The following is a 23,952-nucleotide window of genomic DNA, read 5'->3' on the forward strand; positions in this document are numbered from 1 at the left end:
TGTCAAAAATTATAACAAAAAGGCTGCATTTCGCAGCCTTATGATATTTTAAAATTTTGCGCTAACGCCCGTATAATTCTGCGGTGTAATAGCTTTCAGCTCTTTTTTAATTTCTGCCGAAACTTTTAGTTTGCCGATAAAACCGTGCATATCTTTTTTCGTGATGGATGCTTTGCCGCGTGTTAAATCTTTCAACGCTTCATAAGGATTCGGATAATTTTCCCTGCGCAAAATAGTTTGAATAGCTTCTGCGACCACAGCCCAGTTATGTTCCAAATCTTCATTCAGTTTGGTTTCGTTCAGCAACAATTTTCCTAAGCCCTTCTGGATGGAATTAATGGCAATAATGGTATGTGCAACAGGCACGCCGAGCGTGCGCAAAACGGTTGAATCTGTTAAGTCTCTTTGTAAACGGCTAATGGGCAATTTCGCTGAAAGATGCTCCAGCGCTGCATTTGCGATGCCGAGATTACCTTCCGCATTTTCAAAATCAATCGGATTTACTTTGTGCGGCATTGCCGAAGAACCTACTTCGCCTGCCTTTGTTTTTTGCTTGAAATATTCCATCGACACATACGTCCAAATATCGCGGCACAGGTCAATTAAAATATTGTTCAGTCGTTTAATTGTATCGAAATGCGCGGCAAGATTATCGTAATGTTCAATTTGCGTAGTGAACTGCATTCGCTGCAATTCCAATCTTTCTTCCACGAATTCGTTGCCGAGTTTTACCCAATCTTTTTTGGGGAATGCAATGTTGTGTGCATTAAAATTTCCTGTTGCACCACCAAATTTTGCCGCATAAGGAATGAATGAAAACAATGAAATCTGGTTGTTCAGCCTTTCTACAAATACCATCAATTCTTTTCCCAAAATTGTTGGAGATGCAGGCTGCCCGTGTGTTTTGGCGAGCATGGGAATATTTTTCCATTGTGTTGCCAAAGCATATAAATCGTTTTGCAGATTAATCAGCGCGGGCAAATATTCGTGTTCCATGCAATGTTTCCAACTCAAAGGAATCGATGTATTGTTAATATCCTGCGAAGTCAATCCGAAATGAATCCATTCTTTTACCGACGAAAGATTTAGTTTATCCAATTCTTCTTTCAAAAAATATTCAACGGCTTTTACATCGTGGTTTGTAGTGCGCTCGATTTCTTTAATGCGGTTTGCATTGTCCAGACTAAATTCAGCGGCAATGTTTCTTAGCTTGTTTTTTGCAGAAGCATTCAGCGTGAAAAACTTCTTATCGGCAAGAAAAATAAAATATTCTACCTCTACATATACGCGGTATTTTATCAATGCAAATTCAGAAAAATATTCGCTCAAATGTGCGACCTGACTACGATAGCGACCGTCGATAGGAGAGATGGCGGTAAGTGGGGAAAGCTCCATTATTTGTTATCTGTTATTTGTTATCTGTTATGAGTTATTGGTTTTCCGTTATTTGTTAAACAACCGATAACCGACAACTGATAACATTGTATCATATATCTTTGCACGCAAAAGTAATTAAAATTGAAGAAGATAAAAGTTGCGGCGGTTAGTTATTTGAATACCAAACCATTATTATACGGAATTAAGAAAGATGCTGCGCTGATGCAGCAAATGGAATTGCTCGAAGATTTTCCTTCAAAAATTGGTAAAATGCTGGTGGACGATGAAGTGGATGTGGGTTTGATTCCTGTGGCGTATATTTCTCAGTTAAAAGAATGGCACATTATTTCCGATTACGGAATTGGTTCAGTAGGACCTGTGGAAACGGTTTGTTTGTTCAGCGATGTTCCTGTGGAACAAATTGATAAAGTGTTATTGGATTACCAAAGTTTTTCTTCCGTAAATCTTTGCAAAGTATTGCTGAAAAATTATTGGAAAAAAGAAGTGGTGTACGAGCAGGCATCCGAAAATTATATCAACGAAATTGGCGGAACAACTGCCGGCGTTATCATCGGCGACAGGGTGTTTGAACAAAAATCTGTGGCACAACCAAAGAAATTTATTTACGATTTGGCGGAAGAATGGACGTATTTTACCGAGCTGCCGTTTTTAATGGCAGCATGGATTTCCAATAAAGAACTGCCAAAAGATTTTGTTGAAAAATTTAATGCCGCAAACAAAGTGGGTTTGGAAAATATTGATGCCGTGATTGCCGAAAACCCTTACAGCATCTACGATTTGCATACTTACTTTACACAAAACATAGATTATATAATTGATGAAAATAAGTTGAAAGCAATGGACTTATTTTTAAAATACATGAGCGAATTATAATTGCTATTTGAAAAACGATGGAAGAAGAAAAAGTCTATAAAATTATCAGTTGGGTATTGATGCCGTTTACGGTTTTGGTTGGATTGTCCGGCGTTGGACTATTACTCACAGCGTTGTTGTATCCGCCCGCATTTATGTCTGCCATATTTGTAGTGGGTGTGGTCGTATATACAATTATTTCGCAGCGGTTTTTCAAAAGGAATATTTGCAGAAATGCAAAAGCTAAAATGTCTGTCCAGCTGTGGATTAGAGTAAGTGCATTCTTTGTTATCGGCTACATTATGGAAACCGTGCAGCAGGGAATAGAAATGCTCAGCTTTGATAAAGACTCCCTGAAACAAGCGCTTCAAAGCGAGATAAGCCAAGTGCAGTCGATACTTCATCAGTCGTCCTTGCCTGTATTTTCAGTTGATATGCTGTACAATTTTTCGCGCGGCATTACCATTGCCTTTCTTGTTTATGCACTTTTGCTGTTGTTGCATTTGCTGTTGAGTTTTTTGTTTTTAAAAAGGTACAGATATCTGTTCGAGAAGCAATAAGAATGTTGATTTCTTAGTTACTTATCCCGAATTTATTCACATTAACAAAAAAATAGAAACGCTATTCCTATTTTAGCCTCAAACCATTTTTGTATGAGCTTTTTATTGCAGGTAGCAGATTCGGCAGTTGTTCATAGTGCGCAAACGGCGCAGCAGGCTGTTCAGAAAATATCGCTTTGGGGATTATTGGGCAAAGGCGGTGTGTTAATGTATCCTTTGTACATCTTGTTACTGCTGGCTGTTTTCATATTTTTTGAAAGGCTGCTTGCGATTAAAAAAGCGTCGAAGACCGAGGCGAATTTTATGAACATGATTCGCGACAATGTTTTATCAGGGAATATAACAGCCGCAAAAAGTCTGGCAAAAAATACCGATACACCCATTGCGAGAATTATAAACAAAGGTTTGAAAAGAATAGGCAAGCCGATTGATGTAATCGAAAAAAGCATGGAAAGTGTAGGGCGGCAGGAATTGTATAAAATGGAGCGCAACCTCAATATTCTGTCGCTTGTAGCGGGCATTGCACCAATGTTTGGTTTTTTAGGAACAATTGTGGGAATGGTGCAGTTGTTTTACGAAATCAACAGCACAGGGCAGTTTGAACTGAGCACGATTGCAGGCGGTATTTATGTAAAAATGATTACTTCGGGAACAGGTTTGGTTATCGGTTTAATTGCATACATTATGCACAATTATCTCGCGACGCAGGTAGATAAAACGGCGAACAAAATGGAAATTGCTTCCACAGAGTTTGTTGATATTTTGCAAGAACCGACTAAATAATTTAACTTGAAAATTTGATGATGTGATTATTTGAAAATGAATTTCATCACTCAAGACTCACATTTCACAACTCACGATACATGAACATACGAAGAAGACTGAAAGACAGACCGGAAGTTTATACAGGTTCGTTGAACGATATTTTGTTCATCCTGTTGCTGTTTTTCCTTATCGTATCTACATTGGCAAATCCGAATGTGATTAAGGTAAATAATCCCAAAGGTCAAAAAGACACCAAAGCAAAACAAAACATTGTTGTTTCCATTGATAAAGACCAGAAAATTTACATTGGACAAAATCCTGTTACAGATATCAACCAGTTGGACACTTTATTAATTACGGAAGTAAACAAGCTGCGCAGCAATATTACCGATACTCCTTCTGTTGTGATTAACGCCGATACGATTTCTTATTACGGCGAAGTTTTCAAAATTATGCAGTCCGCAAAGCGTGCCGGAGCAAGGGTGGTAGCCAATGTCCAGTAATTAGAGACTACCGGAAACGGGACTCCTAAATTCCATTTTCCTATTCGTGTCGGAAACTTCTTTCTTCTATATTCTAACTTCTGTTTTCGTAGAATAAAAATTTTCATTATTTTACGCTTTAATTTATTAATTTCAATCTTAAAACAGAGCCCGTGAATTTGTTTGACACCATATTCAACATTGCCACTCCGCAGGTGGTTCATTTGGATGCCGCCGATTCTCAGATTGCGGCTATTCTCGGAATTTTGCTTTTAATATTATTTGTGTTTGCTTTTGCTGTATCGGGTTCACAAATGGCTTTCTTTTCTTTCGGAATTAAAGACATTAACATTATTAAAACCAAAACACAACCATCGTATAAACGCATTCTCGATTTACTGGAACGTCCGCAGGAGCTGCTTTTCGCTTTGCAGATTGCAAATTGGTTTTTATACCTCGCCATTATTTTTACATCAAGCTATCTTATAGACCATTTAGTCATAACGGGTATAAGTTTCTGGGGAATGTTGCTGTTGAAAGTAGTTGCAATTTTTGTTCCGATATTTTTGATAGGCGAAACTTTGCCAAAGGCTTACGCTGCACAGGAAAACGTACGATTTGCCAAAGACTTCGGTGTGCTTACCGAAATCGTATATTATTTTTTCCGGCGTATTGCAGGCTGGATGCTGCTTTCGTCCAACTCACTGGAAGCTTCCATATTTAAGCGCGATACAAGTTCTTATTACAACGTAGAGCTGGACAATGCAATCGGTATTACGCACCGTGATGCATCGGAAGAAGAAAAAAGAATATTGCAAGGTGTGCTGAAGTTCAACAAAGTAACCGTAAAGCAGGTAATGAAATCGCGGCTTGATGTTTCGGGAATTGATTATAGCCTAACATTTCCGCAAGTGATGAAACGCTTACAGGAACTGAAATATACACGTTTACCGGTGTACGAAAACAATTTGGATAAAATGGTAGGTTTGGTCAATATCAAAGATTTCATTCCGCTGATAGGGGAGAAAGACAATTACGATTGGCACAAACATATTTCCACCGTTTACTTTGTGCACGAGCAAAAAATGGCAGGTGAACTGCTGGAAGAATTTCAGGAAAAACATTTACGTTTTGCCGTAGTTGTGGATGAATTTGGCGGCACAAGCGGCATTGTAACTTTACAGGATATTCAGGAAGAAATCATCGGCGAAATAAAAGATGAACGTGATATTGAAAACGAAACCTATAAAAAAATCGACGATTACAATTATATCTTCGACGGAAAAGTAATGATTAACGATGTTTGCCGAATTATCGGTATTCCGTCCGACACTTTTGATGTAGTGAAAGGCGACAGCGATTCGCTTGCGGGATTGGTACTTGAGTTAGCAGGCGAAATTCCGCAAGTAGGACAGATAATTAATTGCGGCGACTTTAATTTTTCCGTAGAAGAAATCAATAAAAACCGCTTGCAAAAAATTCGCGTGATGATTGATTTGGAAGATTGACCATGATTTGTGGGATTTATATGATTTGCATGAAAATGGAAATTGAATATTAAATATGAAAACGCTCGCACGTCATTCCGAACTTGTGTCGAATCTCAATAAAATTATAATTAATGTTGTCTTATACAAAAATCATCTTTTTCATTTTTCTCATAGCCGTTGTCAGTTGCAAAAACAATTCATCAGAATCCACTGAAATCAATGCTTCTGACGTTCCGCTTATCAATTATTCAGTTGTCAATATTTTCCCGCACGATACTGCTTTGTTTACCGAAGGTCTCACATTTCGCGATGGAAAATTGTATGAAAGTTCCGGCGCACCGGATGAAATTCCTTATACAAATTCCGTTGTGGGAACAGATGATTTGCAAACCGGAAAATTCGATAAGAAAATTTCTATTGATAAAACCAAATATTTCGGAGAAGGAATTGTGTTTTTAGGCAACAAACTATATCAGCTTACTTATACCAATCAAATCGGTTTTATTTACGATGCAAAATCATTCAAAAAAATAGATTCATTCAATCTTCCGAATAGAGAAGGTTGGGCTTTTACAACCGACGGTAAATATTTGATTATGGATGATAGTTCTAATCATTTAACGTATCTCAATCCATCAAACTTCAAGCCTGCCAAAGTCTTGAATGTTACACGAAACGGAGTTGCACAAGACAGTTTGAACGAATTGGAATTTATCAAGGGATATATCTATGCCAACATTTGGTATAGAAACGAGATTGTAAAAATTGATACTTCCGACGGAAAGATTGTTGGTAAATTAGATTTAAGTTCTCTTGTCAATGAAGCATTAATGAAACATCCCGATGCGAATGTCTTAAACGGAATTGCCTATGATTCTGTAAATGATAAAATTTATGTTACAGGCAAATTGTGGCAGAATATTTATCAGATAAACTTTCCGCATTAATCTTTATATTTGGTATTTAACCCTGAAGCCTATGTTAGTCAAAACCTTTGGCAGCGCGGTTTACGGCGTGGACGCAATTACAATTACGATTGAAGTGAACGTGAGTGAAGGACAACATTATTTTGTTGTCGGCTTGCCAGATAGCGCCGTAAAAGAAAGTATGCAGCGCGTTGAAAGTGCTATTAAGACCAACAATTTCTATATGCCGCGCACGAAAATCGTAGTCAATCTCGCGCCGGCCGATATTAAAAAATCCGGCTCTGCATTTGATTTGCCTATTGCAATCGGCGTGTTGGGCGCGAGTGAACAAATTGAAAATATCGATTTGCTTTCGCAATATATTATGATGGGCGAATTGAGTTTGGACGGAACAATTCAACCCATTAAAGGCGCACTGCCGATTGCGATACAAGCCCGCAAAGAAAATTTCAAAGGATTGATTGTTCCGAAGCAAAATGCGCGCGAAGCAGCTATCGTTAATAATATTGAAGTGTTCGGCATTTCGCATATAAACGAAGTGATTGGATTCTTAAATGGGAAAATTAGTTTAACGCCCGAAGTTGAAAACACACGAGAAACTTTTTACGATGCGCAATATGATTTTGATATTGATTTCAGCGATGTAAAAGGGCAGGAAAATATTAAACGCGCATTGGAAATCGCCGCCGCAGGCGGACACAATGCTATTCTCATTGGTCCGCCCGGCGCGGGGAAAACGATGCTCGCAAAAAGATTGCCCACGATTCTTCCGCCGCTTACTTTGCACGAAGCATTGGAAACGACAAAGATTCACAGCGTTTCGGGGAAGTTGCCGGCAAACAGTTCATTGGTCAGTCGTCGCCCGTATCGCTCGCCGCACGCGACTATCAGTGATGTTGCGTTGGTTGGCGGTGGCGGCATTCCGCAGCCCGGCGAAATTTCGCTGGCGCACAACGGCGTACTGTTTTTGGATGAATTGCCGGAATTCAAACGCACAGCTTTGGAAACCATGCGCCAACCAATGGAAGACAGAAAAGTGGTCGTTTCCCGTGCGAAACAAACGCTGGAATTTCCTGCGAATTTTATGTTGATTGCATCGATGAATCCTTGTCCCTGCGGCTATTACAATCATCCTGAAAAAGAATGTACTTGTCCGCCCGGCGCAGTACAAAAATACCTGAACAAGATTTCAGGTCCTTTGCTTGACAGAATTGATTTGCACGTGGAAGTTACGCCTGTTTCGTATAATGAATTGAGCAGTAAAACAGAAAGTGAAACTTCAGCCGTGATTCGTGAAAGAGTGTTGAAAGCGAGAAATATTCAAACACAGCGATACAAAGATTTGCAAGGAATCCACGCCAACGCCCAAATGACTACCAAGCTGATGCAGGAATATTGTGCCATCAGCAATGCGGGTGCAGCTTTGCTGAAACGCGCAATTGAACGGTTGAATTTAAGTGCGCGCGCTTACGATAGAATCTTGAAAGTAAGCCGCACTATTGCCGACCTTGAAGGCAGCGAAGAAGTCCGTCCCGAATTTTTGGCAGAAGCCATCCAATACAGAAGTTTGGATAGGGAAGGTTGGGGTGGTTAAAAAAACTTCAACATTTATGCAATTTCATTCATTGTTGCATCTTTTTATAAAACCGTTTTATGAAAAAGATATTTATGCAAGTTGTTTCAATGTTGATGATTGTTTCCTGTCATGCGCAAAGTAATCCACCATCGCATAAAGATTCGTTGGCTTATATAAATGCAACAAAAGAATTTTACAGGCAATATATTTTGCAAAAGAAAAGTATATCAACAAAGCAGGTTATAAAGCTTAGTGTGGAAGATGAACCTGTTATGGTAAACAAAGAAGATGTTTCCGGCAAAACAAAAACGAAAATTGATTCTATCTTAAAACTGCCGCATCTTTCTTTAATTACAAAATGGACAAAAACGCTGTTACCGGATGTTTCAACGATTATTTCCAGAGGCAGCATTAGCAATATTTTCCAAGACAATACAAAAGGCTGGAATTATTTTTATAAGCAATATGGTTACGGATATTATAGTTTTTCAGCGCCTGTTTTTTTCAACAATTATTCTTCTTGTTTGGTCTATATTACGCATCATTGTGGCTGGCTTTGCGGAGACGGCGGGCTGTATTTGTATGGAAAAAAGAAAGACAAATGGCAACTCGTAACAACTTATTATCACTGGATTAGTTAAAAACTCCGTGAAAGATTCACTTCACGGAGCTTTTATCTGTATTAAGATTCTTTTACTTCAAATAACTTCTCAAGAACCAAGCCCACTGTTCATGCTGTTTTAGCAAGCCTGTGAGAAAATCCGCCGAACCTGTATCTTTATACTTGTCTTCAAACTCATCAATCTCGTTGCGCACGTAACGGATAATGGTTTCGTGGTCGTCCAACAGGTTTTTTAACTGTGTATTTTGGTCGTTGGTATAATCGCCTTCGAGCAGATTGGTTTGCTTTAAAAAATCTTCCAGGCGACCTTGCGCATAATGCCCGATTTTGCGGATTCTTTCTGCAACTTCATCAATGGTTTCTGCAAGCTCTGTATATAATCTTTCGTAGAACAAGTGCATTTCCATGAAGTTTGAACCCTCGACGTTCCAATGATAGTTGCGCGTTTTCGCATACAAAACTTGTTCGTCTGCAAGCAACTTTTGCAGGCTGTTCGCAACTGCTTGTCTGTTTTTATCGGATATACCGATTTCAATATTAAGACCTTTGGATTTTGTTGTAGTCGCTGCTTTGAGCGTTCCATTTGTTTTCATGAAATTATTTTTTAAGTGAAGAATATTGTAGCCAAGCGTTTTCTTTTATCTCTACAAATGTAGATAAATATTTTCAAGCAAAAGATGAGTTTCGTCATATTGCAGGTTAAAACATTGTAAAGAAAAATCGCCGCAAATGCATGGATAAAAGCCTTTTTGTGCACCTACGGCGAAGTAAAAATCTGTAAATAAAAAAATTATTCTTCCGCCAGGAAAGGATATTTATAATCTGTCGGTGGAACGAAAGTTTCTTTAATTGTTCTTGCGCTCAGCCAACGATATAAATTCAATGCGCTACCCGCTTTATCATTCGTTCCCGAAGCGCGCGCGCCGCCGAATGGTTGCTGACCAACAACTGCGCCCGTTGGTTTGTCATTTACATAGAAATTGCCTGCTGCATGGCGTAACTTATCTGTTGCAAGAGCAATCGCTTCGCGGTCTTGCGAAATAATTGCGCCTGTTAAAGCGTAAGGCGAAGTGCTATTTACGGTTTCCAGAATTTCTTCAAATTTATTTTCGTCATACACATAAACCGTTAATACAGGACCGAAAATTTCTTCGCACATAGTTACATATTTCGGGTCTTTTGCTTCGATGACTGTCGGCTGAATAAAATAACCTTCGCTCTTATCATAAGTTCCGCCAACAAGGATTTTCGCTTTCTTATCTTTCTTCGCATTATCAATGTAGCGCGCAATTTTATCAAAGCTTCTTTCGTCAATTACGGCATTCACAAAATTGGTAAAATCTTCTACCGGGCCAACTTTAAAAGTCTTGATGGCTGCGATTAATTTTTCTTTGATTTTATCTGCCAGATTCGAAGGGATGTATGCACGTGAAGCCGCCGAACATTTTTGTCCCTGGTATTCAAATGCGCCGCGTGCCAATGCCGTAACTGCAACATCCACATCGGCAGATTTATGAATCAATACAAAATCTTTTCCGCCTGTTTCGCCCACGATTCTTGGGAAAGACTTGTATTTACTGATGTTCGTGCCAATCTCTTTCCATATATGATTGAACACCGCAGACGAACCCGTGAAATGAATACCCGCAAAATCGGGATGCGAAAAACATACATTTCCCAAAGCATCTCCGGGAACATAAATTAAATTAATAACGCCATCGGGCAAACCCGCTTCTTTGAAAATGCGCATCACAAGTTGTGCTGCATAAACCTGCGTATCTGCCGGTTTCCACACAACCACATTGCCGCACATTGCAGCGCTTGACGGTAAGTTGGCAGAAATCGCCGTGAAATTGAACGGCGTAATCGCCAACACAAATCCTTCGAGCGAACGCCATTCCGTACGGTTATGAATGCCTGCCGCAGTTGCGGGTGGTTGCTGCTGGTAAATCTCGTTTAAGAAATGAACATTGAAACGCAGGAAGTCAATTAACTCGCAAGCGCTGTCTATCTCAGCCTGATAAGCATTTTTGCTTTGGCAAAGCATGGTTGCTGCATTCAGCTGCGCACGGTATTTTGTAGAAATTAAATCTGCTGCTTTCAAAAAAATGTGCGCCCTGTCTTCCCAAGGCATTGTTTCCCAACTTGCTTTTGCTTTCAAAGCCGTGTCAATCGCCTGCTGCACGTGCTTTTCATCGCCCATGTGGAAAGTGCCGAGCAAATGTTTTATTTCGTGCGGCGGACGAATTTCTACTTTGTTATTCGTTTTTACAGCTTTTCCGCCGATGTATAAAGGAATGTCGATGGGCTTTTTCTTTGCTTCTGCAATTGCTTTTTTTAAGGCAATTTTTTCCGGCGAACCCGGCGCGTAATTTAATACCGGTTCATTCGCGGGTTGCTTGTAATTGAAATATCCGATGCTCATTTTTATGAATTGATAATTAGTAATTAAAAATTAAGAATTAAAGAACGATGTTTAAAGAGGCATTATTAAGAAGTTAATCAATTAAAAATTAATCATTTTCATTATCAGGATTTGTAACTGAACACCCGACAATTATTAACTACTAATTTTTAATTATTAATTGACTTATGCTTGCGCGGTAGGTCCGCCGAAGTTTAAAGGAATCTGCACTTCTTCCAAATCGCGGATGTCGCCATTTTCCTGTTCGTAACGTTCAATATTTTCGGACAATGCGCGCATCAAACGTTTGGCGTGCATTGGCGTTAGAATAATGCGTGATTTTACTTTGCTCTTTGGAACGCCGGGCATTACATTGATGAAATCCACAATGAATTCTGCATGACTGTGCGTGATAATCGCGAGGTTGGCATAATTGCCTTCAGCAACTTCTTCCGTGATTTCGATGTTCAACTGATTTGGCGGTAACGGCTGATTTTCGTTAGACATTCTGTTTTATTTTAAGTGGAGCAAAGTTAGGGAATTCCGCTTTACATAAGCATTGTTCATTCTACTCTTACGCTGGCAATAATTTTAAAATAAATTGTATAACTTTATTCTCATGGAAAAGAAAATAAGCCAAAAGAAGCACGCAACTAAAGAAAAATCATCAACAGCTAAGAAGCCAAAACTTATAATATTGATGAATTGAATGCGTATGCAGAAGAATATTTTAAAACGCACGAATTACCTGAACATTTAAAGGCTGTAACAGGCTCGATAAAAGCAGGCAATAAAACCGTTAAACAATTAATGTTAGAGTAGTTTGAAAACGCCGGCAAGAATTTTTTTAGATGTAAATATTTTGTTTGATGTTGTAAATAGCCAATCGGAAAAACATCAAATCACTAAATTAGTAATTGCTATTTTAGAGAAAGGGAACTACATTTTATATGCTTCGCCAACAAGTTTCGCGATTAATTTTTATCTGATAGGCAAGAAATATAGAAGCATAATGAAGGCAAAAGAAGTAATTCTGTTGTTGTATAAAAATATAAAATTTTCAAGAGAAGATTATATCATCATGGAAAAAGTAGTGCAATCTGATTTTGAAGGTTTAGAAGATGCCATGTAATATTTCTCTGCTCAAGATGCGGGCGTGGACTGCGTTATAACCAATAATCAAATTGATTTCCCGAAGAAAGGTGTTCCTGTTTATTCGATAGAAAACTTCTTTTATCGCTTTCTTTATCATTGATAACTCACTACCAATTTCACGGCTTTCTTTGTTGCATCCAAAACCTTGAAACGCTCGTCAATTCTCATCCCTACAATCCATACAATGCGTTTGTTCGATTCAATTATCCACACATTTTCTTTTTGAGAGAGAGATAATTTTTGGTCGATGAAAAAGCGCGACAATTTTTTCTTTTTCTTCATTCCTAAAGGATAAAAATAATCGCCTTGCTTCCATTTACGCAGCAACAGCGGGAAAGTAATTTCTTTTGCATCAAGCAAAGCAATGTCCGGATTTTTATCAATCTCAATCTTTCCTTCTACGAAAGATTTCGTAATTATTCCATTGGCAAAAACAATCTTTTTATCGCCTTCTTCAATCAGAATTTGTTGCGAAGAAATCGTTTGCAAAGTTGTAATGACTAAATGCGCACGATTCTTAAAAGTTTTGTGTGTCGAAGAATCAATGTGAGAACCTGAATCTGCATTCAATAACTTCATTACTTCAGGAATCTGCGCTTGTGAAAAAGAAAAATCTTTCAGTATTTCCCAAAGCAAAGTTTGTTGTGCAGGCAACTTTTGCAAGAGCAAAACAGGAATAAAAAATTCATTGCCTTTTTGTTGCAACAGTTTTTTCTTATTCGCCTCAACTGCCTGTGAATACAGCATTTCAGCTTCTTTGAAGCGCTGAATGTTATCCAATAAATTATTTTCAACTTTTGGAAAGTATTCTTGAATTTTCGGCAAAAAATTCAACCTGAAAAAGTTGCGTGTATATTTTTCGGATTGATTGGAACTATCTTCAATCCAAGTCAAACTATTTTCTTCGGCATACAGTTTTATGTCTTCTCTTTTTGCAAACAACAACGGACGGATAATATTCCCGATGCGTTCGGGAATGCCATGCAAACCACTTATTCCTGTGCCGCGAAAAAAGTTAAACAACAACGTTTCGATACTATCATTTGCATGATGTGCCGTTACAATAAATTTATTTTGCAATGTTGCAGGAAAAATATTTTCGTCTTTCAGCAATGCTGAAAACCAATTGTAGCGCAGGTTTCGTGCAGTTTCTTCAATCGATGTTTTTTGCACTTGCGCAATTTTTTGTGTATCAAAATGCCGGGTAAAAAGTTGCTTTTGATATTTTTCGGCAAGACTTGTTACAAATGCTTCATCGCGATTACTCTCTTCGCCGCGCAAGTGAAAATTGCAATGTGCAATTGCAAAAGCAAATTCTGCTTTTGCAAATAAATCTAACAACACAACGCTATCCAAACCGCCACTTACAGCCAACAAGAACTTCGTATGCTTTTTTGAAACATACGGAAATGCTTGCTGTATGCGGGTTTGAAAGGTTTGTAGGTTCATTTGTAGGAACGAGGATTTAGGATGATTTACGGGAATATTGTTTATTGAATATTATTTGATAATTGCGCTTTTGCAGGAATATCTTCAGTCATGTTTATTTTCCAATTTTCTAATCATCAATTTATTCTCGATATCCCAATATTTTATTCTTATTCTTTCATCATCAGATACGCTTTGATAAAAGGCTGCAAATCGCCGTCCAGCACCGCTTCAGGATTGTGAACTTTATAGCCTGTACGATGGTCGGTAACGCGCCTATCGTCTAAAACGTAACTTCTAATTTGGCTGCCCCATTCGATATTTTTTTTGTTGGCATTGGCAGCATTTTTCAGTTCTTCGCGCTTGCGCAATTCTTCTTCGTACAAACGGCTGCGCAGCATTTGCATGGCGCGCTCGCGATTGCCAAGCTGTGTGCGGTCGGTCTGGCTCATGACTACAATACCTGTGGGGATATGCGTAAGCATTACTTTGGTTTCCACCTTGTTCACGTTTTGCCCGCCTGCGCCGCCGCTGCGTGCTGTTTCCATTTTAACGTCTGCATCTTTGATTTCAATTTCAATAGTATCATCCACCAACGGATAAACGTACACTGATGCAAACGAAGTTTGCCGTTTGCCTTGTGCATTGAATGGCGAAGGACGCACGAGGCGATGCACGCCGCTTTCAGCTTTCAAAAAGCCATAAGCAAAGTTGCCCTCAAATTCTAATGTGGCAGATTTGATGCCCGCAACTTCGCCTTCCTGATAGTCGATTTCGGTAACTTTCCAGCCTTGCTTTTCGCCGTACATTCTGTACATACGTAACAGCATTTCCGCCCAGTCCTGACTTTCCGTTCCGCCCGCACCGGACGTGATTTGCAGCACGGCAGGCATCTCATCTTCTGGCTGATTTAAAGTGCTTTTAAACTCGGCGTCTTCTATTTTTTCGATTGCCGAATCATAGGCGCTCTTTGTTTCTTCTTCTGTTGCATCGCCACTTTTCCAAAACTCGAACAGTACGGCAAAATCTTCCACCGAAGATTCTACATCGCCGTACAATTTTAACCAATTTTCATTGGTCTGAATATCCTTCATGGTTTGTGTAGCGCGCGCGTTGTCATCCCAAAAACCTGCGGAAACAGAGAGTTTTCGGTCGCTTTCTACTTTTTGTGTTCGGTTCTCGACGTCAAAGAAACCTCCTCAGGACAAGCACACGGTCCCTTATATCTTTTAATTGTTCTGTTGTCATGGCGCGAAGATAAGGAATTGTAAAAACTGACAATCGTTTCGCTTGCCGGCTATTTATTTTTGGCGCACAAATTCATTTTTATACCTTCGCTTTCTCAATAATTAAAATGATTTATGGCAACAGAATCAAAGAAGCAGGACGCATTGTTGTATCACAGTAAAGGTCGTCCGGGAAAAATTGAAGTAGTTCCAACCAAAGAAGCCAAAACACAAAGAGATTTATCGCTTGCATACAGTCCCGGCGTAGCCGAACCTTGCATGGAAATTTACCGCAACAAAGAGGATGCTTACAAATACACGGCAAAAGGAAATCTCGTTGCCGTTATCAGTAATGGTACGGCTGTATTGGGTTTGGGCGATATTGGCGCAGACGCGGGCAAGCCTGTGATGGAAGGAAAAGGCGTGTTGTTCAAAATATTTGCAGACATTGATGTGTTCGATATTGAGATAAATGAGAAAGACCCGGAAAAGTTTGTACAAATTGTCAAGTCGCTCGAACCGACTTTCGGGGGAATCAACCTTGAAGATATTAAAGCACCCGAATGTTTTTATATCGAAAAACATTTGAAAGAACAATTGAATATTCCTGTGATGCACGACGACCAGCACGGCACGGCAATCATCAGTGGTGCCGCTTTGCTGAATGCGCTGGAAATTCAGGAAAAGAAATTGGAAGATGTAAAATTCGTGATTAGCGGCGCGGGTGCAGCGGCAATGGCTTGTGTGCAAATTTATGTTGCGCTTGGCGCGAAGTATAGCAACTTCACAATGTTTGATATAAATGGCGTGCTGCACAAAGGCAGAACAGATTTGGATGAAATAAAACAAAAATTTGCCGTTGCCGAGTCAACAACTTTGGCGGAAGCAATGAACGGCGCGGATGTGTTTGTTGGTTTAAGTGCACCGAATTTGGTATCAAAAGATATGATTCAGTCAATGGCTGCAAAACCCATTGTTTTTGCGATGGCAAATCCAACGCCCGAAATCAGTTATGACGATGCAAAGTCTGTCCGTGATGATATTATTATGGCAACGGGACGAAGCGATTATCCTAACATGGTAAACAATGTGTTGGGTTTCCCATACATTTTCCGCGGCGCGTTGGATGTACGTGCAACGCAAATCAACGAAGCCATGAAACTCGCTGCTGTCAAGGCTTTGGCGGAATTGGCTAAGACACCCGTTCCCGATATTGTTACCTTGGCATACTTGCAAAAGAATATTGTTTTCGGTCCCGATTATATTATTCCCAAACCGCTCGACCCGCGCTTGCTCGCGACTGTTGCACCGGCTGTTGCAAAAGCTGCAATAGAAAGCGGCGTAGCTAAAAAGCCGATTACAGACTGGGAGGCTTACACGGTTGAACTGAACAAACGTCTTGGTTTGGACAATCAGGTTATTCGCGCCATTAACGGAAGGGTGCGTCAAAATCCGAAGCGCATTGTTTTTGCGGAAGCGGATAATCAAAAGATTCTGAAAGCCGCATCAGTCGTGTATGAAGAAGGAATCGGTTATCCTATTTTGCTTGGCGCAAAAGAAAAGATTGAAGCGATTGCAAAAGAAAACGGTTTGAATATTGAAGACTTGCCGATTATTGACCCGCGCTCGTCCGATTTGACTGAAACCAAAGCAAAATACGCAGAGATTTTATTTAAAAAACGCCAGCGCAAAGGACTAAATCATTATGAAAGCAAAAAGCTGATAAACGACCGGAATTATTTCGGTTGCATGATGGTGGAAACAGGCGAAGCCGATGCGATGATTTCGGGACTGACAAAAAATTACGCCGATGCTATTCGTCCTGCATTGCAAGTGATTGGCGTAGAAGAAGGCGTGAAAAAAATCGCGGGAATGTATTTGTTGCTGACAAAAAAGGGTCCATTATTTCTTGCCGATACAACCATTAATTTTAATCCGACTGCGGAAGAACTTGCAGAGATAACTTTAATGGCTGCAAAAGAAGTAGGCAACTTTAATATTACGCCGAGAATTGCCATGCTGAGTTACAGTAATTTCGGCAGCAATCCTTCGGCAGAAGCGAAGTTGGTTGCGGAAGCTACGCGCATCGTAAAACAAAAAAATCCTTCATTGATTGTTGATGGAGAAATGCAGGCTTGGCTGCCTTTCAATAAAGAAGTTTTAAAGGAAAACTATGGCTTTAGTTCATTGGTTGACCAAGATGTAAACACACTGATTTTCCCGAATCTTACCGCCGGCAACGTAGCTTATAATCTGCTGAAAGAAGTGGGCGATGCGGATTTAATTGGTCCTATTTTACTTGGATTAAAGAAACCGGTTCATGTATTGCAGTTGGGAAGCTCCGTGCGGAATATTATTAATATGGCAAACATTGCTGTGCTGGATGCGCAACTCAAATGCTGTGGACATGGAAAAGAGGCTTTGATTAAATCTCCATACTGGAGAAAGCTGAGAGAAGCAAATAAGCTCATTTAGTCCATATTTCAGCGCTATTTTAAAGGTTGATAAAAATTTTTATCAACCTTTATTTTTGTCCAACACCTCGCTTATACGACTGTTGTGGATGAACAAATAATCGCCATCGTACCCCCCCCTCAAATTATTAACAACTGTTAATTTGTTTTCTGTTAATCCGTACGGCACATAGCCGATTCCTTCGAGCAATTCAAACACTTTGTCTTTATGTGTTCCCCAAGTTTCGATTTGAATTGTGGGTTTATGTTTGATTAAAATTTCTTTTACTTCGGGCAGCACATATTCTTCGTAACCTTCGATGTCGCATTTGAGATAATCCAGTCGTGGTAAGTCTTTCAGTAGTTCACTGCCTTTACGCATTTCTACCTCGAAAGTGTAATTATCGTTTGCGTTATAGGTTTCGTTTACCGGAACGTGCGCCAAACCTGTGCGTAAATATCCGTTCATTTTTGGCACAACCATTTCAATGGTTTTTTCTTCCGTTCCCAAAGCGTAATTGTAAAGTGTACAGTTTTTCTTGCTTTTCAAGCCCCAGGATAATGTCGCGAAAAACGGTTTGACAGGTTCGATGCAAATTACTTTTCCTCTTTTGCCCACAAGCCTTGAAAATATTTTGGCGAAGTAACCGAGATTTGCGCCAAAGTCCACGACATAATCGCCTTCGTTGACAAGGTTTTTTACGAAGTAATTGAATTTATATGCTTCATCATTTTTCAATAATCCTGCATCGTATAAAACAAAAAAACTTTTGTGCAACAATTTTAGATAAGCATTTTGTCCCAGAGATTTGTATAAAATGCTTTTAACTAATTTCTTCATTATTCAATCACATTTTTAAAACTTCCGACTTGTCAATGGATTTATTTTTATAGAACAACAATCCAATCATCATTATTAAAGTCGTGCCCAAGATAATGTAAAACAAAATACCGTCGTTGAAAGATTTTAATTTGAAGGAATCGGGAATCTGGTAAAACAATAAAATCGTTACCAAGCCGCGTGGTATAAAAATAACTTCGGGATAAATACTGCCTTTGAACAAATATTTAAGATAAAGAAAACGAGCAATTACCAATGCTGCAATAATGATAGAACCAATCAGTAAAACTTCGGAGTGCATGATTACTTTAATGTCAATCGAGAACCCGAAAATGAGAAAGAAAAATGTGCGGATTAAAAACGAAGTTTCTGCTGTAATGGATTGCAGATACTTATTTATTTCATCTACTTCTTCCAGAGGAAACCATCGGTTCATATACGGAATGCGCAGCAAATCCCAGTTTTTCATCATCAATCCAAATATCAGAATTACCAGTAACGCCGGCAGTCCCAGCATTTCGCCGCCCTCATACAGCAGCAATAAAAGTGCAAATATCAGAAAGAATTTTACCGTAACGGGCGAGCGCGCCATAATAAGAAAAAGCAATGCAGAAAATAGCAGCGATAAAATAATTGCAAAAATAATATTGATAAAAAATCCACTCATGGCATGCAGCGTTACTATTTCCGAGCCGAGGCAATAATTAAAAACAAGAATGCCGAGAATATCGGAAAAAGACGCTTCGTAAATCAAAAATTCTTTCTTGGTTTCAGACAAATTCTGAATGCTTGGTATCACGATGGCGCTGCTCATAATCGAAAGCGGAATGGCATACACAATACATTTTATGGGTACTTCGTGCAACCAGAATATCAGCACGCAACTAATGCATGCGACCGACAAGAGAAAAATAAAAATTGCCGCAAAAATGGAATTTCGGATTAGTGGAATTTTACTTTTTCCCAAACGAAGGTCAAGTCCGGCTTCCAATACAATCATTACCAAACCTACTGCGCCAAGTATTGCCGTAATTTTTTCGGGAATATTTAAACCCCAATTGTATTTGTCCGACAGGTAGCGAAAAACGATTCCTGCAATCAGCAAAAGCAGTACTGACGGCACTTTGATAAAGTTCGATAAAATCGAAAACAGGTATGAACCTATCACGATTAAGCTGAAAATAATGACTATTGTGCCTACCGATAAATTGCCCATGCAGTATTGTTTTCCCGATGAATAAATAAAGTTCTTTAAAACCAACCACATAGAAACATAGCTTTTATAAAGATGAACGAAGCGAAAATAAAAGTTGCACAAAAGTTTTCATCGAAGATGAAAAGGCTATGATTTCCTTTTGTTTCTATTCTTAAGAAAATAAGTCCTCGCTTCTTAGAAATTTTCTATTGTATCTATGTGGTTACAAAACCCTAATTGTTACTTCTTTTCCAGCCAACGCCATCTTGGGCGGTGCGGAAGAATGTTGAAATTTTTATGAATAAATTTTTGGATAAAATCCATGCCGTCATCAATGCTGTCTGTCCAAAAAATCAGGTCAATATCTTCCCGCGCAATGGTACCTTCATCAGCCATTGTATGCATCATTCCTACGAGTTTTTCGTAGTATTTTTTGCCGAATAGAATTACAGGATATTTGTCTGTTGACTTCGTTTGAATCAGCGTGATGATTTCAAAAAACTCATCCATCGTACCAAATCCTCCCGGCATAATAATGAATGCATAAGAATGCTTTACCAGCATTACTTTTCTTGTAAAAAAGTATTCAAAAATTACGGACGTCGTAAGGTACAGATTCTCGTGTTGCTCGTGCGGAAGTACGATGTTCATACCGATTGAACGTCCTTTTGCTTCAAATGCGCCTTTATTAGCAGCTTCCATAATGCCCGGTCCGCCGCCTGTGATGGTGGTAAAATTCATTTGCGCAATGCGCTTGCCAAATTCTCTTGCCGCTTCATAATATTCGCTGCCTATTGGCGTGCGCGCCGAACCAAAAACCGTGATTCCGGGACCGATGTTGTGCAGCTTATAATTGTTGTACATGAAACTGTAGCCAACTTTAAGTGCAAACCATATTTCTTTAATGCCGCGCTTCGGTCCGTCAAGATACAGGGGTGTTTTCTTAGGAATTTTTTTTGTGTTCATACTCTTCAAATAACGAATGTCAAAATTCAAATATAAACACAAACCATTGGATAATGCATTTGTCGAACGATTAATTTAATTTTAAGAAACAGGAAATGATATAAATCTCAGTAAGATAAATGGAGCGGAAAACGAGGTTCGAACTCGCGACCTCAGGTTTGGGAAACCTGCGCTCTGCCAACTGAGCTACTTCCGCAATGTGAAAACAAACCGACATGAAATTTTTTATATCAAAATTACACAAAGGATATGAAAAATTTCATCAAAGATTCCTCTTGATTAAAAAGCAATAAGAAATACAAGAGAAATTTATACATCTTCACATATTTATCACACGCCAACTCCTCTTTTTTCTAATAGCGTATCTTAGCAACCTCTAATCAATGAAAAGTGAATATGACCGCAGAACAACAACGATTAACAGCAAATGCGCAAACCGATATGCCTTTGGAACGATGGGGACCTTATCTCTCCGAAAGGCAGTGGGGAACCGTGCGTGAAGATTACAGCGAGAACGGCGATGCCTGGAATTATTTTTCTTTTGCCCATGCCGATAAACGTGCGTATCGCTGGGGCGAAGACGGGCTTGCAGGCATCAGCGATATGTTTCAAAACCTTTGCTTTTGTGTGGCTTTATGGAACGGAAAAGATGATATTTTAAAAGAAAGATTATTTGGACTTGGCAACTACCAAGGCAATCATGGCGAAGATGTGAAAGAATTGTATTATTATTTGGACAATATTCCTTCGCATTATTATATGCACTATCTATACAAATATCCGCAGCAAAAATTTCCGTATGAACAACTTATTGAAGAAAATAAAAACCGTTCAACGCTTGACCCTGAATATGAAATTTTAGATACGGGAATTTTTGATAATAATGAATATTTTGATGTCAATATTGTTTATGCAAAATATGGCAAAAACGACATTGGTATAAAAATAGAAATCGTAAACCGTTCGGCAGACTCTGCGCAGCTAAAGGTATTACCCACATTATGGTTTTATAATCGCTGGCAATATGATGAAAATATTCAGAAGCCGATGTTGACTGAACTAAACAATAATTCTGTCCATGCTTCGCATCCAAGACTGGGCGATTATTATTTTTATTTTCCAGACACAGAAGAAAGATTTTACACGGACAATGAAACAAATTATACCGGTATCACGATGCAGATAGACGAGAATATTTTTACCAAAGACGCTATTCAGCGGGCTGTTATTCACAATGAAAATGCAGACGCTTTGAAAGTGCGGAAACAGGGTACAAAATTCTCTCCAGTATATGATTTGTCTTTTAACGGGCATGAAGCAAAGACATTATATTTACGATTGTCCAAAGAGAAAATGGATGAACCTTTTCTTCAGGGTTCGGAATATATTTTCGATTTAAGAAAAAAAGAAGCTGACGAATTTTACAGCACCATCATTCCGCAACATTTGTCAGACGATATAAAAAATATTCAGCGGCAGGCATTTGCGGGGTTGCTTTGGAACAAGCAATATTACCATTTCGATATTGAAAAATGGCTGGCTAAAGGCGACGGCATTGTAGCCAATAATGATGCCCGGCAAAAAGGTCGGAACTGGGATTGGCAACACCTCAAAAATCAGGATATAATTCTGATGCCCGACAAGTGGGAATATCCTTGGTATGCCGCGTGGGATCTGGCTTTCCACTGTATTGCAATGGCACGGATTGATGTGGTTTTTGCGAAGCATCAACTGTCGCTTATCATGCGCGAATGGTACATGAAACCCGATGGACAGCTGCCTGCTTATGAATGGAGTTTCAGCGATGTAAATCCTCCGTTACAGGCTTGGTCGGCATTGCAGATTTATCAGATTGAGAAACAACAAAAAGGTGAAGGCGATGTTCATTTTCTTAAAAAGGTTTTTCAAAAATTACTCATCAATTTTACCTGGTGGATTAATCGAAAAGACCCGAACGGCAACAATATTTTTGAAGGCGGATTTTTGGGGTTGGATAATATCGGTGTATTCAATCGCAATATGCCGTTGCACAGCAACGTTCAGCTTGAGCAAGCCGACGGTACAAGCTGGATGGGTATGTATGCCCTCAATATGATGGATATAGCGTTGGAAATTGCCTTGCACGACGATTCGTTTGAAGACATGGCAACCAAGTTTTTCGAGCACTTTGTGCTGATTGCCGAAGCCTTGAACGAACTCGGAATGTGGAATGAAGATGATAAATTTTATTACGACACGCTTGCCGTGAAAGGTGCTCCGCCGCTGCATTTGCGCATACAAAGCATTGTTGGTTTGACCACAATGTTTGCCGTTTCCGTAATTAAAAAACAACCGTTGAAACGGTTGAAAGATTTTACAAAACGCATCAGCTGGTTTGAAGATTACCGTAAAGAAAACGGCAAGTTTTGGCCCAACGAAGAAAAACATGGCAGCGATAAAATTTTGTTGTCCATGATTCCGAAAGAGCGGCTTGTTTATTTATTGCAGCGAGTGCTGAACGAAAATGAGTTTCTTAGTGATGGCGGTATTCGCGGACTTTCAAAGTATCATGAAGCACATCCTTACCAGGTTACGATTGATGGTATTGATTACAGTATTCAGTATGACCCGGCAGATGCAACTTCCGATTTTTTTGGCGGCAACAGCAACTGGCGCGGACCTATTTGGCTGCCGATAAATTATTTATTAATTCAAAGTTTATTGAAGTACGGACAGTTTTACGGCGACAGCTTAAAGGTCGAATTTCCTGCGGGTTCGGGCAATGAATTGAACCTGCTCGATGTTGCAACAGAATTGACGAAGCGTGTTATCAGTCTTTTTGTGAAAGATGAAAACGGCAGAAGAATACTGAATGGAAAAGAGTACGATTGGTTTTATGAAAAGCCTGAGAATACTGATTTGGTGCTGTTTTACGAATATTTCAACGGCGACAGCGGACGTGGTTTAGGCGCGAGCCATCAAACAGGCTGGACGGCGCTGGTTGCGGAATTGATGTTGCAGATTCATTATAAGTTATAGAATAGATTCCAACGTAAAGTTTTAAACAAAATTTTATGCAACAGCATGAAAATCCATGGACAATTATTTCTTCAAAAAATATTTATGATAATCCATGGCTCAATCTCACGGAATATAAAGTCATTAATCCTTCAGGCGGCGGCGGTATTTACGGCAAAGTGCATTTTAAAAACCGTGCAATCGGTATTGTTGCATTGGACAATGAAAACAATATTTTTCTCGTAGGGCAGTATCGTTTTCCTACCGAACGTTACAGTTGGGAATTGCCCGAAGGTGGCGGCGCGTTGGATGAGGAACCGCTGAAAGCCGCGCAGCGAGAGCTTTTGGAAGAAACAGGACTCGTTGCAAATGATTGGCAAGAGCTGATGCGAATGGAACTTTCCAATTCCGTAACGGACGAAGAAGCGATTGTTTATCTTGCAAAAAACTTGACGCAACACGAAGCCAAACCCGAAGAAACAGAAGATTTGCAAACCATAAAATTGCCTTTTGAAGAGGTTCTCACAAAAGTAATGAACGGCGGAATCACAGACAGTATTACGGTTGCCGCGATTCTGAAGTTGAAAGTATTAGGATACTGAATTGAGAACACAAG

General features: G+C 39.4%; 21 protein-coding genes and 1 tRNA gene. 12 read left to right on the forward strand and 10 right to left on the reverse strand.

Annotated elements, in window-relative coordinates:
• Positions 1-48: 48 nt before the first annotated feature.
• The gene (purB, locus tag A9P82_RS01345; RefSeq protein ID WP_066203344.1) at positions 49-1,395 is read right to left on the reverse strand and encodes an adenylosuccinate lyase; all 1,347 of its coding nucleotides are present in this window, start codon (positions 1,393-1,395) and stop codon (positions 49-51) included.
• 123 nt (positions 1,396-1,518) lie between these two features.
• On the opposite strand from purB, the gene A9P82_RS01350 reads away from it, so the two are divergent.
• The 8 genes from A9P82_RS01350 (at position 1,519) to A9P82_RS01385 (ending at position 8,690) form a co-directional block, all read left to right on the forward strand.
• The gene (locus tag A9P82_RS01350; RefSeq protein WP_066203347.1) at positions 1,519-2,271 is read left to right on the forward strand and encodes a menaquinone biosynthetic enzyme MqnA/MqnD family protein; all 753 of its coding nucleotides are present in this window, start codon (positions 1,519-1,521) and stop codon (positions 2,269-2,271) included.
• A gap of 17 nt (positions 2,272-2,288) precedes the next feature.
• Positions 2,289-2,810, forward strand: a complete 522-nt coding sequence (locus A9P82_RS01355) for a hypothetical protein (protein WP_066203349.1) — start codon at positions 2,289-2,291, stop codon at positions 2,808-2,810.
• Positions 2,811-2,903: 93 nt separating this feature from the next.
• Entirely contained in the window at positions 2,904-3,593 is a 690-nt protein-coding gene (locus tag A9P82_RS01360; RefSeq protein WP_066203351.1) for a MotA/TolQ/ExbB proton channel family protein, read from the forward strand.
• 80 nt (positions 3,594-3,673) lie between these two features.
• A complete protein-coding gene (locus A9P82_RS01365; RefSeq protein WP_066203354.1) occupies positions 3,674-4,078 on the forward strand; it encodes an ExbD/TolR family protein in 405 nt (134 codons plus the stop codon).
• A gap of 152 nt (positions 4,079-4,230) precedes the next feature.
• Positions 4,231-5,565, forward strand: a complete 1,335-nt coding sequence (locus A9P82_RS01370) for a transporter associated domain-containing protein (RefSeq protein WP_082915159.1) — start codon at positions 4,231-4,233, stop codon at positions 5,563-5,565.
• A gap of 113 nt (positions 5,566-5,678) precedes the next feature.
• Entirely contained in the window at positions 5,679-6,494 is an 816-nt protein-coding gene (locus tag A9P82_RS01375) for a glutaminyl-peptide cyclotransferase (RefSeq protein ID WP_066203359.1), read from the forward strand.
• 31 nt (positions 6,495-6,525) lie between these two features.
• Positions 6,526-8,067, forward strand: a complete 1,542-nt coding sequence (locus A9P82_RS01380) for a YifB family Mg chelatase-like AAA ATPase (RefSeq protein ID WP_066203362.1) — start codon at positions 6,526-6,528, stop codon at positions 8,065-8,067.
• A gap of 59 nt (positions 8,068-8,126) precedes the next feature.
• Positions 8,127-8,690, forward strand: coding sequence for a hypothetical protein (locus A9P82_RS01385; RefSeq protein ID WP_066203365.1), 564 nt, complete (start codon positions 8,127-8,129; stop codon positions 8,688-8,690).
• Between the two features lie 52 nt (positions 8,691-8,742).
• Here the strand turns inward: A9P82_RS01385 and A9P82_RS01390 are convergent, their stop codons facing one another.
• The 3 genes from A9P82_RS01390 to A9P82_RS01400 all read right to left on the reverse strand — a co-directional run bounded on the left by A9P82_RS01390 (position 8,743) and on the right by A9P82_RS01400 (position 11,582).
• Positions 8,743-9,264 carry a Dps family protein gene (locus A9P82_RS01390; protein WP_082915160.1) on the reverse strand — a complete coding sequence of 174 codons (522 nt, stop codon included), beginning with the start codon at positions 9,262-9,264 and terminating at the stop codon, positions 8,743-8,745.
• 197 nt (positions 9,265-9,461) lie between these two features.
• On the reverse strand, positions 9,462-11,096 hold the full coding sequence (gene pruA, locus A9P82_RS01395) for an L-glutamate gamma-semialdehyde dehydrogenase (RefSeq protein WP_066203368.1): 1,635 nt from the start codon (positions 11,094-11,096) through the stop codon (positions 9,462-9,464).
• 165 nt (positions 11,097-11,261) lie between these two features.
• On the reverse strand, positions 11,262-11,582 hold the full coding sequence (locus A9P82_RS01400) for a DUF3467 domain-containing protein (RefSeq protein WP_066203370.1): 321 nt from the start codon (positions 11,580-11,582) through the stop codon (positions 11,262-11,264).
• A 316-nt stretch (positions 11,583-11,898) separates the two neighbouring features.
• Between A9P82_RS01400 and A9P82_RS01405 the strand changes: the two genes are divergently transcribed.
• Positions 11,899-12,207: a PIN domain-containing protein gene (locus A9P82_RS01405; RefSeq protein WP_066203371.1), complete on the forward strand. Its 309-nt coding sequence runs from the start codon at positions 11,899-11,901 to the stop codon at positions 12,205-12,207.
• Positions 12,208-12,323: 116 nt separating this feature from the next.
• Here A9P82_RS01405 and tilS read toward each other — a convergent pair whose 3' ends face one another.
• On the reverse strand, positions 12,324-13,679 hold the full coding sequence (gene tilS / locus A9P82_RS01410) for a tRNA lysidine(34) synthetase TilS (RefSeq protein ID WP_066203372.1): 1,356 nt from the start codon (positions 13,677-13,679) through the stop codon (positions 12,324-12,326).
• Between the two features lie 149 nt (positions 13,680-13,828).
• Positions 13,829-14,906 (reverse strand): peptide chain release factor 2 gene (gene prfB / locus A9P82_RS01415; protein ID WP_156522576.1). Its coding sequence is split into 2 segments (ribosomal slippage): positions 13,829-14,845 and positions 14,847-14,906, totalling 1,077 coding nucleotides; the frame shifts between segments, so codons are not numbered across the junction.
• A gap of 113 nt (positions 14,907-15,019) precedes the next feature.
• On the opposite strand from prfB, the gene A9P82_RS01420 reads away from it, so the two are divergent.
• Positions 15,020-17,359, forward strand: coding sequence for an NADP-dependent malic enzyme (locus A9P82_RS01420; protein WP_066203374.1), 2,340 nt, complete (start codon positions 15,020-15,022; stop codon positions 17,357-17,359).
• A 42-nt stretch (positions 17,360-17,401) separates the two neighbouring features.
• On the opposite strand, the gene A9P82_RS01425 is transcribed toward A9P82_RS01420, so the two are convergent.
• The 4 genes from A9P82_RS01425 to A9P82_RS01440 form a co-directional block, all read right to left on the reverse strand.
• A complete protein-coding gene (locus A9P82_RS01425) occupies positions 17,402-18,178 on the reverse strand; it encodes an FkbM family methyltransferase (protein ID WP_066203376.1) in 777 nt (258 codons plus the stop codon).
• Positions 18,179-18,185: 7 nt separating this feature from the next.
• A complete protein-coding gene (locus tag A9P82_RS01430) occupies positions 18,186-19,445 on the reverse strand; it encodes a cation:proton antiporter domain-containing protein (protein WP_066203379.1) in 1,260 nt (419 codons plus the stop codon).
• A 168-nt stretch (positions 19,446-19,613) separates the two neighbouring features.
• Positions 19,614-20,339: an LOG family protein gene (locus A9P82_RS01435; protein WP_066203380.1), complete on the reverse strand. Its 726-nt coding sequence runs from the start codon at positions 20,337-20,339 to the stop codon at positions 19,614-19,616.
• Between the two features lie 120 nt (positions 20,340-20,459).
• Positions 20,460-20,535: transfer RNA gene (locus tag A9P82_RS01440), tRNA-Gly, on the reverse strand.
• Between the two features lie 200 nt (positions 20,536-20,735).
• Between A9P82_RS01440 and A9P82_RS01445 the strand changes: the two genes are divergently transcribed.
• On the forward strand, positions 20,736-23,357 hold the full coding sequence (locus A9P82_RS01445; protein WP_066203383.1) for an MGH1-like glycoside hydrolase domain-containing protein: 2,622 nt from the start codon (positions 20,736-20,738) through the stop codon (positions 23,355-23,357).
• Positions 23,358-23,392: 35 nt separating this feature from the next.
• A complete protein-coding gene (locus A9P82_RS01450; RefSeq protein WP_066203386.1) occupies positions 23,393-23,938 on the forward strand; it encodes an NUDIX domain-containing protein in 546 nt (181 codons plus the stop codon).
• Positions 23,939-23,952 lie beyond the last annotated feature (14 nt).

The sequence above is a fragment of the Arachidicoccus sp. BS20 genome, from assembly GCF_001659705.1.
In the GTDB taxonomy this organism is placed as follows: domain Bacteria; phylum Bacteroidota; class Bacteroidia; order Chitinophagales; family Chitinophagaceae; genus Arachidicoccus.